General features: G+C 47.5%; 14 protein-coding genes. 10 read left to right on the top strand and 4 right to left on the bottom strand.

All coding sequences use genetic code 11. The annotated features are described in order from the left end of the window. Nucleotides 1-16 precede the first annotated feature (16 nt). The 3 genes from rho to HCX92_RS07460 all read left to right on the top strand — a co-directional run bounded on the left by rho (nt 17) and on the right by HCX92_RS07460 (nt 2,645). Complete coding sequence (gene rho, locus HCX92_RS07470; protein ID WP_169294324.1) at nt 17-1,273, top strand: transcription termination factor Rho; 1,257 nt, start codon at nt 17-19, stop codon at nt 1,271-1,273. 230 nt (nt 1,274-1,503) lie between these two features. Further along, nucleotides 1,504-1,695 (top strand): hypothetical protein, encoded by a 192-nt coding sequence (locus tag HCX92_RS07465; RefSeq protein ID WP_169294323.1) that lies wholly within the window; start codon nt 1,504-1,506, stop codon nt 1,693-1,695. A gap of 167 nt (nt 1,696-1,862) precedes the next feature. Next, the gene (locus tag HCX92_RS07460; protein ID WP_169294322.1) at nt 1,863-2,645 is read left to right on the top strand and encodes a 5'-methylthioadenosine/adenosylhomocysteine nucleosidase; all 783 of its coding nucleotides are present in this window, start codon (nt 1,863-1,865) and stop codon (nt 2,643-2,645) included. Nucleotides 2,646-2,680: 35 nt separating this feature from the next. Here HCX92_RS07460 and HCX92_RS07455 read toward each other — a convergent pair whose 3' ends face one another. Continuing rightward, a complete protein-coding gene (locus tag HCX92_RS07455) occupies nt 2,681-3,061 on the bottom strand; it encodes a hypothetical protein (protein ID WP_169294321.1) in 381 nt (126 codons plus the stop codon). Between the two features lie 242 nt (nt 3,062-3,303). Here HCX92_RS07455 and HCX92_RS07450 point away from each other — a divergent pair, with 242 nt between their 5' ends. Further along, nucleotides 3,304-3,930, top strand: a complete 627-nt coding sequence (locus HCX92_RS07450; protein WP_169294320.1) for a 2OG-Fe(II) oxygenase — start codon at nt 3,304-3,306, stop codon at nt 3,928-3,930. Nucleotides 3,931-4,069: 139 nt separating this feature from the next. Continuing rightward, nucleotides 4,070-5,008, top strand: a complete 939-nt coding sequence (locus tag HCX92_RS07445; RefSeq protein ID WP_169294319.1) for a metallophosphoesterase — start codon at nt 4,070-4,072, stop codon at nt 5,006-5,008. Nucleotides 5,009-5,121: 113 nt separating this feature from the next. On the opposite strand, the gene HCX92_RS07440 is transcribed toward HCX92_RS07445, so the two are convergent. Further along, nucleotides 5,122-6,111, bottom strand: coding sequence for a tripartite tricarboxylate transporter substrate binding protein (locus HCX92_RS07440; RefSeq protein WP_169294318.1), 990 nt, complete (start codon nt 6,109-6,111; stop codon nt 5,122-5,124). 153 nt (nt 6,112-6,264) lie between these two features. Further along, entirely contained in the window at nt 6,265-6,831 is a 567-nt protein-coding gene (locus HCX92_RS07435) for a TetR/AcrR family transcriptional regulator (RefSeq protein WP_169294317.1), read from the bottom strand. Between the two features lie 147 nt (nt 6,832-6,978). Here HCX92_RS07435 and HCX92_RS07430 point away from each other — a divergent pair, with 147 nt between their 5' ends. From HCX92_RS07430 to HCX92_RS07415, 4 genes are read left to right on the top strand one after another with little or no spacing between them, the layout of a single operon-like run. Continuing rightward, a complete protein-coding gene (locus HCX92_RS07430) occupies nt 6,979-8,550 on the top strand; it encodes an AMP-binding protein (protein ID WP_169294316.1) in 1,572 nt (523 codons plus the stop codon). 60 nt (nt 8,551-8,610) lie between these two features. Next, complete coding sequence (locus HCX92_RS07425) at nt 8,611-9,591, top strand: tripartite tricarboxylate transporter substrate binding protein (protein ID WP_169294315.1); 981 nt, start codon at nt 8,611-8,613, stop codon at nt 9,589-9,591. A 24-nt stretch (nt 9,592-9,615) separates the two neighbouring features. Further along, a complete protein-coding gene (locus HCX92_RS07420) occupies nt 9,616-10,785 on the top strand; it encodes a thiolase domain-containing protein (RefSeq protein WP_169294314.1) in 1,170 nt (389 codons plus the stop codon). A 2-nt stretch (nt 10,786-10,787) separates the two neighbouring features. Continuing rightward, entirely contained in the window at nt 10,788-11,201 is a 414-nt protein-coding gene (locus tag HCX92_RS07415; protein WP_169294313.1) for a Zn-ribbon domain-containing OB-fold protein, read from the top strand. A 36-nt stretch (nt 11,202-11,237) separates the two neighbouring features. On the opposite strand, the gene HCX92_RS07410 is transcribed toward HCX92_RS07415, so the two are convergent. Further along, nucleotides 11,238-12,035, bottom strand: a complete 798-nt coding sequence (locus HCX92_RS07410; RefSeq protein ID WP_169294312.1) for an IclR family transcriptional regulator — start codon at nt 12,033-12,035, stop codon at nt 11,238-11,240. A gap of 106 nt (nt 12,036-12,141) precedes the next feature. On the opposite strand from HCX92_RS07410, the gene HCX92_RS07405 reads away from it, so the two are divergent. Beyond that, a complete protein-coding gene (locus HCX92_RS07405; RefSeq protein WP_169294311.1) occupies nt 12,142-13,128 on the top strand; it encodes a tripartite tricarboxylate transporter substrate binding protein in 987 nt (328 codons plus the stop codon). Nucleotides 13,129-13,131: the final 3 nt, after the last annotated feature.

Here is a 13,131-nt window from a genome sequence, read left to right as displayed (position 1 = left end):
ATTCTCATTAAAAATAATGCATCTTAACGAACTCAAGGCACTGCATGTGTCGCAGCTGCTTGAAATGGCAGCCACCCTGGAAATAGACAACGCAAACCGTTTTCGCAAGCAGGAACTCATGTTTGCCATCATGAAGCGACGGGCAAAACAAGGCGAACAAATTTTCGGTGATGGTGTCCTGGAGGTTCTTCCCGACGGTTTTGGTTTCCTGCGTTCTCCAGAAACTTCTTATCTGGCCAGCACCGACGACATTTATATTTCCCCCTCGCAAATTCGTCGTTTCAACCTGCACACTGGCGACTCTATCGAAGGTGAAGTTCGCGTTCCCAAAGACGGAGAACGTTATTTTGCATTAGTCAAGGTTGAAAAAGTGAATGGTGTGGCACCAGAACTGATGAAACACCGCATCATGTTCGAAAACCTCACACCCCTGCATCCAAACAAACCGATGATTTTCGAGCGCGACATCAAAAGCGAAGAAAACTATACCGGTCGTATTCTGGATATTTTCGCCCCCATGGGTAAAGGCCAGCGCGCTTTAATTGTCGCCAGCCCCAAATCCGGTAAAACCGTCATGATGCAGCACATTGCGCACTCCATTTCGGCCAACTACCCGGAAGCCGTTTTAATCGTTTTGCTGGTTGATGAACGCCCCGAAGAAGTGACCGAAATGCAACGCACCGTTCGTGGTGAGGTGGTTGCCTCTACCTTTGACGAACCTGCAACCCGCCACGTACAGGTTGCCGAGATGGTCATTGAAAAAGCCAAGCGTCTGGTTGAGCTGAAAAAAGACGTGGTCATTTTGCTTGACTCCATTACCCGTCTTGCCCGTGCCTACAATACGGTTGTACCCGCTTCAGGCAAAGTATTGACCGGCGGTGTGGATGCCAACGCCCTGCAACGCCCCAAACGTTTCTTTGGCGCCGCACGTAACCTTGAAGAAGGTGGCTCACTGACCATTATTGGTACGGCCCTGATTGAAACCGGCAGTCGCATGGATGAGGTGATTTACGAAGAATTCAAAGGCACCGGTAACTCCGAGGTTCACCTTGAGCGCCGTTTGGCTGAAAAACGCCTGTACCCGGCCATCAACCTGAACAAAACGGGCACTCGTCGCGAAGAGTTGCTGATGAAACCCGAAACCCTGCAAAAAGTATGGGTGCTGCGTAAATTCATTCATGAAATGGATGAAGTTGAAGCAATGGAATTCATTATGGATAAAATCCGCGCAACGAAAAACAATGATCAGTTTTTCGACATGATGAAAAAATAATTCATATCTTCAAGCAAATAAAAAAAAGCCTGTTCATAAACAAACAGGCTTTTTTTGTTGACGACAACCGCTATTATGCGATTGCAGCAACGGACATAAAACCGATATTTGTATTGTGATGAACAATACGTTATGCTTGATACAAGCGTTGACAATAATAACAATAACCCAAATCTGGCTCAGATCACTTTTCAGACCATTTAGGTGTCTAACCACTCAAGGAGATAAAGATGGAAAAGGAAAAAGAGCAAAAATTGATGTTAATGGACCCCGATACCGGTGAGGTCCACTCACTGCAGCACTGGATTGCCACCAAACCCATGTGGGAAGGCTCGCTAACCAACCCCATGGAAGGGCTGATTCAAGTCGTGAAAGACGCCAACGGCAAATGGGTTCCCAAACATGAAAAAGGCATTGGATAATCAACAGACAATTGGCCTGATGAATTAACCTTCAGGCCAATTAAATTGAACGACATAAAACCACACGAATTCTCAAACCTTCTTCTTTGTGCAAAACAACGGTTTTCACACATTAATGCCGGTGCAGCCTTACAATATCGGCTTGTTTAAATCTCCCTCATCAAGACATGTCTGTTCTCGGAATTATTGCCGCCCTGCACCAGGAAATTGCCAGCCTTCTACAGGCCATGGGACCCAATGTGCGCATCCATCGAATTGGCCAGCGCGATTATCACGAGGGCACTATCATGGGTCGCCCCTGTGTAGTTGTACTATCACGTGTTGGCAAAGTCGCCGCTGCAGCAACAACCGTAACGCTCATCCGGGAATTCAAGGTCAACGCAGTACTGTTTACCGGTGTTGCTGGCAGTCTCAATAAAAAGGTCAAGGTGGGGGATGTGGTTGTCGCCACTCAATTATTGCAATATGACATTAATGCAAGCCCGCTTTTCCCCCGGTATGAAGTGCCCTTGCTCGGCGTCAGCCATTTTGATGCTGACAGCAGCCTTTCCGCACAGCTGCAACAATGTGCGCAGGATTACATTTACCAAGACCTGGCCATAGACGTTGATAGCGCTTCCCGGGAAACATTCAAGCTTTATAAGCCGCAATGCCATACCGGCATTATCATCAGCGGTGACTGTTTTGTCAGTGATATCAACCATTCCCTGCAATTGCAACAAGACCTGCCCGCTGCCTTATGCGTAGAAATGGAAGGAGCCTCGGTCGCTCAGGTATGTTATGAATATGAGATACCTTTTGCCATCGCACGTATCATATCGGACCATGCCAATGGCTCGGCACACATTGACTTTAATGCTTTTCTGGAGCAAGTCGCCCGGTTTTATTCAGCCGGCATTCTGAGACGCTTCTTAAACCATGAAGCACCTCAGGGGCGAGCGGCTTTCTAAAGGCATTCAAATATTTCCACAAGCCATATACAAGTCTATAACTCTGATCTCAGGCGCCTAAGCGCTTCCTGAAATCGCCTGCTTCTGTCTTGCTTCATGGAAAGACAACTATCCTGTTTGACTGCACTGTTAATCGCATTGAACTGCTCAACCCGATGGGAAATGGCCTGCCCATACTCATCATTATCCGACACAAATTCAGTATAACTGCTGATAAAATCCGCCACGAAAATGTAAGCTTTTTGTTTGCTCAGCTGTAAAATCTGCCGGGCATCTTCCTGCATTTTCTGTTCAAGACTGTCTGCTGAAAGCGTTGGGTCATAGGGCGCGCAAAACTCATGCAAAAAATAATAATCAAAAGCGGCAGCAAAAACCATCTCCTGGGTTGTTTCTGACACCTGTTGCGAACCAGCCATACATGGCCATATCAAAAAAAACAGGACAAGCCATTTGTTTGCATTCATTTTCATGACTTCCTTTTATGAAAAAAATTCTGTACAGCCCGTTCCAGTCCATATAAAATCATTTCCCGGATTTATTTTTGTTCATTTTTTCCAGTATAAAAATACTGAAAAACAACGGCAATACCGTTTAATCAAAAAAACCTTTTGGAGATTGCGATTCGAGTCGATCCTGTTTTTAATATAGAAGCTTCATCATGAATGCAATAAATGACATTTTATCAGCACTGGAAACCCATGGCTGGGCGGTTTGTGATGCACTCATCCCGGCCTCCCTTACACACCGTCTATTTACAGAGGGGCAGCAACGCTGGGAACAGGGCCAGTTCCATGATGCCCGTATTGGACGCGAACAGCAACTGGCACGGGTAACATCCATTCGCGGTGATTCTATTCTTTGGCTTGAACCAGAAAGTCAATACCCAGCCAGCCAGGAAATATTTCAATTAACCGGTTTAATGCAACAGGCATTAAACCGGTATTTTTTTCTGGGCCTGAAACAAATGGAATTGCACTATGCCCGTTATGCGTCGGGCACCGGCTATGCCCGTCATCTGGACCAACACAAAAACACCACCTTCCGGAAAATCACCCTGGTCAGCTACCTGAATCCGGAATGGAGCCAAGCGGACGGTGGAGAGCTGGTCTTGTATGATCCTGAAAATCCCCGATTAGAAATTCAACGTATACTTCCCGTTGCAGGCAGAACAGTCATTTTCAGAAGCGACCTGATTGAGCACGAAGTCTTGCCCTGCCAAAAACCCCGCTGGAGCATCACCGGCTGGTTCAGGGATGACGAAAGACTGTATGATATGGCCGCATAACAATCATTACCCATTTTTCGCATTATTTACTTATTAAAAACTTACAATCCTCCTGTAAATCCTTACTCATGCTAAAAATAAAAAAACATCTTCACACTCTACAAAAAACATATAAAAACACTTCTGAACAAACCGCAACATGTACGATTTGATTGGCGATATTCACGGCCATGCCCAACCCCTGAAGCAACTGCTTGCAAAGCTGGACTACACTGAGGAAAATGGATATTGGCAACACCCCGAGCGTAAAGTTGTTTTTTTGGGTGATTTTATCGACCGGGGCCCTGAACAGGTAGAGGCTGTCCTGATCGCCAAAGCCATGGTTGAAAACAATGCCGCCCTGGCGGTCATGGGCAACCATGAATTTAACGCTGTTGCCTGGACAATCCCCAACCCTGATAAACCAGGCGAATTTCTTCGCCCCCATACCGAAAGATATTTACGTCAACATCAGGCTTTTTTAGAACAGGTTATTGAAGGCTCCGCCCTTCACCAGGAAATCACCACCTGGTTCGCAACGCTGCCCCTATTCCTGGAATTTCCAGGCTTCAGGGTGATTCATGCCTGCTGGCACTTACCCTCACTGAAAATACTGGCACCCTTTCTGGATACCCAAAACCGCATACAACCGCAGGCCTGGCCAATACTTGGAACAAAAGGAACGGAAATTTTCGAAGCCATGGAAACCGTTCTGAAAGGACTGAATATTGAACTGCCTTCAGGCTACGGTTTTGATGACAAAGACGGCAATTTTCGCAATGAAATCCGTGCCCAATGGTGGGAGCTTAATGGATTGACGTATCGTGAACTGGCCATGGTTCCCCCCAGCGCCATCGAGCAAATTCCACACATCCCCGTTCCCAATGACATTGTACCGGGCTATCAAAGTGACAAGCCTCTGTTTGTCGGCCATTACTGGATGACTGGAGAGCCCGAACCTCTCACACCTTATATTGCCTGCCTTGACTATAGCATTGCAGCCAGGAACACGAAATCGCTCACCAAGGGAAAACTTTGCGCCTATCGGTGGCAGGGAGAAACCGAATTACTGCGTGACCGGTTTATCTGGGTCAGCTAAGGCACTTAAACCCAGCCCCAACGCAACGGGCCCGACAAATAAGGTCAGGCCCAGTTTCAAAAAACAAGAAATACCGCCCACAGGCTGCGATCGGAAACTGATATTAAAGACGATCAATTCTGCCTTAAATTATTTTCCTCAATCACCCCGGACCAAATGGCGGAATCCCTGGCAATGGTATCCTGCATGGTTTGCGAATTAGTGTAATAAGGATACGCACCGACCGCCTTGAGCCTGGTCTGGGTATCCGGATCATTAACAACGCTTGCCAAGGCATCCGACAGAATTTTTACCGTAGCGTCAGGCGTATCTTTGGGAACCACTAAACCGGACCATGACACCGCTTTACTTGCCTGAATGTCCTGTTCTTTCAGTGTTGGCACATCCGGCAACTCCTCAAGCCGCACATCAGTATTGACCGCGATAGGACGCAAATTACCCGCCTTGATCTGAGGAAGTACGGCTACCAGATCAGAATACATGACGGGCACATCACCTGCCAGCAATGCGGTTACCGCTGGTGCACTACCCCGATAAGGGATGTGCGTCATTTTGATGCCCAAATCTTTTTTAATCAATTCCATGGCAAGATTGGCCGTACTGCCAATGGCGGCTGACGTATAGTTGATGCCATCTTTACTGTTTTTGGCTGCCTGTGCCAATGACTTCATATCGGTAATGTCAGGATGTTTTTTAGCATTTACCACAATAACCAATGGCGTGATATAGGCAGTACCCACTGACTTGATATCCTTCTCCAGATCATAGGGCGCTTGTGCCAGTATGAATGGTGCGGTCAAACTGGGGGCGGCCAGACCCGCTACCGTGTATCCATCTGGTTTGCTTCTGATCAGTTGGCTAATACCAATGGATCCGGAGGCTCCTGATTTATTTTCCACCACAACGGTCTGGTTCAGTTTTTTACCCAAAGCATCAGCCAGCACACGACCAGCTACATCAGTCGGCCCCCCCGGCGGGAAAGGAACAATAAAATTCAATGGTTTATTGGGAAAATCATTTTTTTGTGCGCTGGCAACTGGTGCAACCAGACATTGACTTAGCATCAAGGCACCAAGAACGGTCAATTTATTCAATAACTTCACGGTAATCTCCTATCCTTTTTTAATAATTTAATTGATCGAAGCGTACCCTGAAAATCAATTCAAAAATATTGGTATATGTCCTCGTTCAGCAATTTGGAAAGTCGGGTTCAATAAAATAAAAGGACACTTCGGACACACATTTTATTAGGCCTGTTAATCATGCCTTTTAAGCAAGCCTTCAAGCACCAACCGATAAAACTGCTCAAAAGCATCACCAATGCGCATGCCGGTTTCCTCTAGAAAAACAGGATTTCTAAGCCGATGGGCAGCACCCAAAATGGCTTCCGATACCAATCTGGGATGCTGTGGAGCAAACACCTGCTGTTTAATCCCTTCCTCAATAATGCCCTCCAGTCCCCTGACCCGTGCCAATTGATAGTCGTCAAACAATTTTCTGCCCTGCTCTGTCGCTTCCAGATCAATCAGGCACGCTTTGCTGATACCCGAGGTATTTAAGGTTGCCGTCAAATAAGCCTTAATAATCCTGACGGGTTCACTTTCTTTATTGGCCTTGGCAAAACCCTGCTCAAGTTTCGAATTGAAAACCTCACGACAAATATGAAGAAACAATTCTTCTTTGCCCGGTGCAATCTGATAGATTCGTCTTTTTGAGCACTTCAAACGGGCGGCAATATCGGCAATGGTCAATTTGGAAATACCTTCCGTGATAAGCAGCGCTGTCAATTGCTGCATGAATACCGCTTCTGTTCGTCGTGCCATCGTTTTCATCGCCTTAAAAGTTTCCCATTATAACTGCTTGAGTATTTTTGGTACTTTCCCTATTGACTTGGTACCACAATATCAATAATACTCATAAAAACGGTACCGTAATAACCAAATTAGTACCACAATCAATAGAGACAACTCATGCAGCCGAAAACCTCAGCCCTTTACAGCACCACCACAGTGCCCGAACTATTCCTTTCCGCCTTCAAGGCTTTTCCAGAGCGCCTTGCCCTGGCAGATTCAAATCAGCAACTCACTTACCGGGAAGTGGCAGCCAAATCCTTTCAAATTGCCCATCTGTTAAAACTTAAAGGCATGAAACGCCAGGATACCGTTGCCTTGCTCTTAAGCAACAACATTGATTCCCTGGTGACACTCATTGCCGTGCAATTATTGGGTTTACGGTATATTTCCCTGCACCCCATGGCATCGGAAAGCGATCATTGTTTTGTTTTACAAGACGCCCAAGCACGCATGCTGATTGCCGACGGCATTAAATTTCCTGAACGCGTGCAAGCCCTGTATCAAAAAAACACGGTTGAGCAAGTACTGACCCTGGCACCATCTTCAATTGATGCTGGTTTATTGCAACAGGCTTTAACCATGAGCACCGAACCAATCAGTATTGAATCCCTGCCTGATGACTTCACAAAAATTTCATATTCGGGTGGAACAACCGGTCGTTCAAAAGGCATTTTACAAACTCACCGCACGGCGATCACCATGGTTACTTACCAGCTCGCTTACTATGAATGGCCACAAAACATACGCTTTTTGGCAACCACGCCCATTTCGCACGCTGCCGGCTCTTTCGTGCTGCCTATTTTCCTGCGTGGTGGCACCATGCACTTGCTGGACAAATACGCTGCGAACAGCTTCATGGAATATGTCGCGCAGCACCAGATCAATGCAAGTTTTATGGTGCCAACCCAAATTTATACATTGCTGGATTATCCACAACTGGATCAGACCAAATTGTCCAGTCTTGAATATATCTTATATGGTGCTTCTCCCATGGCGCCTTCCCGTCTACTTGAGGCTTTACAGAAAATTGGTCCGGTTTTTGGACAACTTTATGGCCAGGCTGAAGCCCCCATGATGATCAGCTACTTGCGCAAAGAAGATCATGACCCCTCCCGCCCCCATTTACTTCGTTCCTGCGGTCGCGTTATTCCTGGCAATACGGTCAAGTTACTGGATACAGAATTGAATGAAGTTCCAACAGGAGAAATTGGTGAGATTTGTGTCCGTGGTCCGCTTGTCATGGAAGGCTATCTGAACCGCCACGAAGAAAATGAAAAAGTCTTTGTCGGTCAATGGTTGCATACCGGAGACATGGCCCGACAGGACGAACAAGGTTATCTGTACATTGTTGACCGGGCCAAAGACATGATTATTTCTGGCGGTTTTAATGTTTACCCCAGTGAAATTGAAAATTGCCTTGCCACACACCCTGCCATTGCCATGTCTGCCGTCATTGGTGTACCACACGAAAAATGGGGAGAAGAAGTCACTGCCATTGTTGTGTTAAAACCAGGCACCAAACCAAGTGAAAAAGAACTGATTGATTTTGTACTGAAGGAAAAAGGACCGGTAAATACTCCTAAAGCCATCTTCTTTGAAGAACAGCTTCCCTTAACGTCACTGGGAAAGATTGATAAAAAAACCATTCGCAGCAAGTTCTGGAACCAGCAGGACAGAATGGTTAGCTAGGCCTGTAAGACGATAAAAATGCAGACAGTCATTCGACATGCATAACACAAGGAGACAATGATGATGTTAAAAAAACTTTTAATCGTAGCCGGTTGCATTTCCATGGGAGCCTTAAGCGCCACCACCCATGCGGCCTCTGAATACCCCAACAAATCAATCCATTTAACCGTTCCATTTGCAGCAGGTGGTGTTACTGACCTGACCGCCCGCACTTTTGCCAAACAACTCTCCGGTTCCCTTAAACAACCTGTTATTGTAGAAAATCGGCCAGGAGCCGGGGCCACCATTGGTGCCAATCATGTAGCCAAATCAAGCCCAGATGGCTACACCCTATTGCTTGGGACCAATGTTACCCATGCCATTACACCCCAAATGATGCAAAAAGCACCTTACAATCCACTTGAGGATTTTCAGCCGATTGCCATGTTTAGCCTGAACGGGAATGTGCTGCTTGTAAAACAGGATTTCCCGGCAAATACCTTTGAAGAATTTATTGACTACATCAGAAACAGCAAAAACGAACTGAATTATGCATCGGGCAGCATTGGCAGTTCTGCGCATCTTGCCGCTGAATTACTCAAAATTGAGGTCAAGGACATTCAATACACGCATATCCCGTTCGGTGGTCCTTCTGAAGCCATGTCAGCCTTAATCGGTGGCCACGTTGATTTCATGTTTACCAATATCGGCGCTGCGGTCAGCCAGACAAAATCGGGCAAGGTAAAAGCCCTGGCCGTGACAACATCCAAACGCACCACTGAATTACCCAATGTTCCCACCATCGCAGAATCGGGTGTACCCGGGTTCGAGGTAGTGGGCTGGCTGGCAGCCTTTGCACCTAAAAACACCCCTTCTGCCACCACACAAAAACTTAACGCACTCATCAATGCTGCCCAGAAAAACCCTGAATTGCGTAAAACAATGGATACTGCATCGGTCATTCCTGTTATTTATACACCGGAAGAAACGGCAACTTTTGTGAAAAATGAATATGAAAAATGGGGAAATGTCATTCGCGCAGCCAACATCCCCAAAATGTAAACACCCAGTTTCCCGGAGTTTGTAATGACGATCAAAAACAAGGCCTATATTATTGGCGCTTATGAGCACCCTACCCGGTTTGCTCCCGATAAATCAGTTGCCCAGCTTCACGCAGAAAGCGCGTTGGGTGCCTTGCAGGATGCAGGGCTGGAATTAAAGGATATAGACGGCTACTTTTGTGCCGGTGACGTTCCCGGTGGCAGCCCGATTTCCATGGCTGAATACCTTAACCTTAATCTAAGCTGGCTGGACGGTACGGAAATTGGGGGGTGTTCTTATATTGCCCATGTGGAACGCGCGGCACAGGCCATTGCCGCAGGTAAATGCCGTGTTGCCCTGATTACCCTGGCCGGCAAACCCAAAAGCACGGGGGTGGCCACTGGCACCGCCCCCCGTATACTCGGGCCGGAACGCCCGGAAACCCCATGGGATTTACCGTACAAACCGACCATTACCGGCATTTATGGCATGATTACCCAGCGGCATATGCATGAGTATGGTACCACCGCCGAACAACTGGCCGCCATCAAGGTCGCTGCCTCACATCATGCCCAATATAATGAAAATGCCCTGCTAAAAAAAGTGGTCACGGTTGAGGACGTCATTAATTCACCCATTATTGCGCCTCCCCTGCACAGGCTTGACTGCTGCGTCATTACCGATGGTGGTGGTGCACTTATTGTTACCACGCCTGAGATAGCAAAGTCACTCAAGCGTCCTTTGGTCAAAGTCATGGGTGCCAGCCACACCATTAAAACCAGCCATGGTGGCTATATTGCACCAACAGAAACAGGCGCCATCAAGACCGGCCCTGAGGCCTTTGCCGAGGCAGGCGTTACCCCCAATGATATTAAATACGCCTCTATTTACGACAACTTTACGATCATGGTTCTTATGCAGCTTGAAGACCTGGGTTTCTGCAAAAAAGGCCAGGCAGGCCAGTTTGTGGCCGAAGGCAATTTAATTTCCGGCACGGGCAAACTGCCATGGAACACTGATGGCGGTGGCTTGTGCAACAATCACCCCTCCAATCGCGGCGGCATTACCAAAGTTATTGAAGCGGTTCGCCAGCTGCGCGAAGAAGCCCACCCTGCTGTACAAGTGAAAAACTGTGATATTGCACTGGCTGCCGGCCCAGGCCTTGTGGTTGGCGAAGGCCATGCCCATGCCACCCTGATTTTAGGAAGAGAATAAACATGGATAACCTGGATAATAAACCCACAGACTTTCTTGCCGATGCCTATGCCAATGCCTATCCCGAAACCAGACCCTTTTGGGAAGCAGCGGAAAAAGATGAGCTCTTGCTGAAAACCTGCCACGACTGCGACAAACCCCATTGGTATCCGCGCATGATTTGCCCCTTGTGCGGCAGTGCCAATACGGGTTGGCTAAATGCAAGCGGTCAGGGCACGCTCTATGCCTTCAGCCATATTGAAAAAGCAGATCCTCCTTACACACTGGCATATGTTCAGTTAAATGAAGGCCCCATCATCATGAGCAATATTATTGATACCGAAGTTAGCCAGTTAAAAATTGGCGCCCCCGTAACAGTGACCTTCCAACGCATGAAAGAAGGCAGGAAAATGCCTGTTTTCAGGTTGAGTAAATAAAGGAAATTTTTCATAACCCATAAAGACGTCTTGCCTCTAGACGTCTTTAAATATTAATGAACCGCGGATTTTCAGGGCCAGCGCTTCTGCAATTCGCCTCAAAGCCCCCACCATTTTGTCGTGATTCTGTTCTACGCGAACCGTCAGTGTTGATACACTCAAGGCACAGACGCCATTACCATAAGCATCCCTGACCGGCATTGATAATGAGCGAACCGGCAAATCAGGGGCATCCTTGGTGGCGTACCCCTGCGTTCTTGCCTGGGCAATAATTTGCATGAACTCATTGATGGACGGTTCTGCACGTGCGGCCAGCAAAGCGGCATTTTTCAACAGGATTTTTTCCACTTGCTCATCGCTCATGGTGCTGAGCAAAGCGATGCTACCAGCACCGCAACCCAACGGACGCCGCTGCCCTACGCCCAGGTTCAACACACGAATGGGAAAGTGGCCTTCAGCGCGATCAAGACAAACCACATCATAACCACTTTTGACCGTTAAAAAAGCGCTGTCTCCGGTAATTCCCGACAGCTCCTGCAACGCTTCTTTACACAGTTGCTGGGCAGGCACCGATGAACTGGCGGCAAGGCCAAGTTCATACAATAGTGGCCCCAGATGATAGTTTCGGGTCAATGGATTCTGCACCAGCATGGACTCAGCCGTTAAACGTCGCAATATTCGATGAACGGTAGGTCTTTCAATACCAGACCTTTCTGCTATTTCTCCCAGTCCAAACCCCAACCCGTCCGAGGCGGCAATGACGCGCAGGATTTCGGTTGCACGGCCAATACTTTGCGTTCCCCCCACCTCTTTTTTATTATCACTATAGTCCATATTGTGGATTCCTTATGTTTACTAGTTCATCTTTTAGCATAATAATACATTCAAACAATACAAAACAAGACCTTGCACTTACAACACCAACACTGAGGAGACCTACATGAACTTTCCCAAACAGCTAAAAAACTGTTTTGTTATCGCCGGAATGATTTCCCTTACAGGCACGTCAATGGCTGCCTACCCTGAAAAACCGGTCAGCACGATTGTGACCTTCCCACCCGGCAACTCTGCCGATCTGGTGGGCCGCACCATGGCCCAGCAACTTGAGCAGGCATTTGGCCAAACATTCATTATTGAAAACAAAGGCGGTGCCGGCGGCACGATTGGGGTTGAACAACTCATCCGAAGCAAACCCGACGGTTACACCATTACCATTACGTCACTGTCTCCCATCAGCATTATTCCAGTCACCAAAAAACTGCCTTATGATCCACTGAAAGATCTGGTGCCCATCTCCTTGCTTGCCCAGGGCCCTATGGTCGTCCTTGTCAACAAGGATGCACCTTTCAATACCATGCAGGAGCTGATTGATTATGCAAAAGCCAATCCGGGAAAACTGAACTACGGCTCACTGGGTGCCGGTACGATCAGCCAATTGACTACAGAACTTTTCAAGGAAGCTGCCGACATTGACATCAAGGAAATTCCGTACAAAGGCAGTACCCAGGCTATTCAAGACCTGATTGGCGGCAGGATACAAATTCTTTTTGATGGCAACGCTTCAGCTATCCGGCAAATTGAAGCCGGCGCGGCAAAAGGCCTGGCCGTCACTATCCCACAGCGTTCCCCTCTGATGCCCGACACCCCCTCCATTGCTGAAACCAATGTAGAAGGATTGAAAAACTTTACCTCCCAGGGCTGGATGGGTGCTTTTGCACCGGCAAACACACCACCGGAAGTCATCAAAGCCTTACACGAGAAAATGCAGGTTGCACTTAAAGCCCAACCCGTTATTGAACGCTTTAATGCATCTGGATTACAGGCAATTGGCTCGGAAACACCTGAAAAATTTGAAGAGTTCGTCCAGGAAGATCTCAATCGCTGGAAATCAGCCGCAAAAATGCTGGGTATCAGCCCCGATCAATAAGGA

The sequence above is a fragment of the Advenella sp. EE-W14 genome (genome assembly GCF_012923605.1).
Lineage (GTDB): Bacteria > Pseudomonadota > Gammaproteobacteria > Burkholderiales > Burkholderiaceae_B > Advenella > Advenella alkanexedens.
Note: the sequence above shows the minus strand (reverse complement) of the source record. Positions and strands in the feature narration are given on the sequence as shown.

Bases quoted from the DNA above. Each gene is read 5' to 3' on its own strand.
- HCX92_RS07435 (WP_169294317.1), bottom strand. From the start codon at position 6,831: ATGGCACGACGAACAGAAGCGGTATTCATGCAGCAATTGACAGCGCTG.
- HCX92_RS07420 (WP_169294314.1), top strand. From the start codon at position 9,616: ATGACGATCAAAAACAAGGCCTATATTATTGGCGCTTATGAGCACCCT.
- HCX92_RS07405 (WP_169294311.1), top strand. From the start codon at position 12,142: ATGAACTTTCCCAAACAGCTAAAAAACTGTTTTGTTATCGCCGGAATG.
- HCX92_RS07460 (WP_169294322.1), top strand. From the start codon at position 1,863: ATGTCTGTTCTCGGAATTATTGCCGCCCTGCACCAGGAAATTGCCAGC.
- HCX92_RS07450 (WP_169294320.1), top strand. From the start codon at position 3,304: ATGAATGCAATAAATGACATTTTATCAGCACTGGAAACCCATGGCTGG.
- HCX92_RS07425 (WP_169294315.1), top strand. From the start codon at position 8,611: ATGATGTTAAAAAAACTTTTAATCGTAGCCGGTTGCATTTCCATGGGA.
- HCX92_RS07445 (WP_169294319.1), top strand. From the start codon at position 4,070: ATGTACGATTTGATTGGCGATATTCACGGCCATGCCCAACCCCTGAAG.
- HCX92_RS07465 (WP_169294323.1), top strand. From the start codon at position 1,504: ATGGAAAAGGAAAAAGAGCAAAAATTGATGTTAATGGACCCCGATACC.
- HCX92_RS07415 (WP_169294313.1), top strand. From the start codon at position 10,788: ATGGATAACCTGGATAATAAACCCACAGACTTTCTTGCCGATGCCTAT.
- rho (WP_169294324.1), top strand. From the start codon at position 17: ATGCATCTTAACGAACTCAAGGCACTGCATGTGTCGCAGCTGCTTGAA.
- HCX92_RS07410 (WP_169294312.1), bottom strand. From the start codon at position 12,035: ATGGACTATAGTGATAATAAAAAAGAGGTGGGGGGAACGCAAAGTATT.
- HCX92_RS07430 (WP_169294316.1), top strand. From the start codon at position 6,979: ATGCAGCCGAAAACCTCAGCCCTTTACAGCACCACCACAGTGCCCGAA.
- HCX92_RS07455 (WP_169294321.1), bottom strand. From the start codon at position 3,061: ATGGCTGGTTCGCAACAGGTGTCAGAAACAACCCAGGAGATGGTTTTT.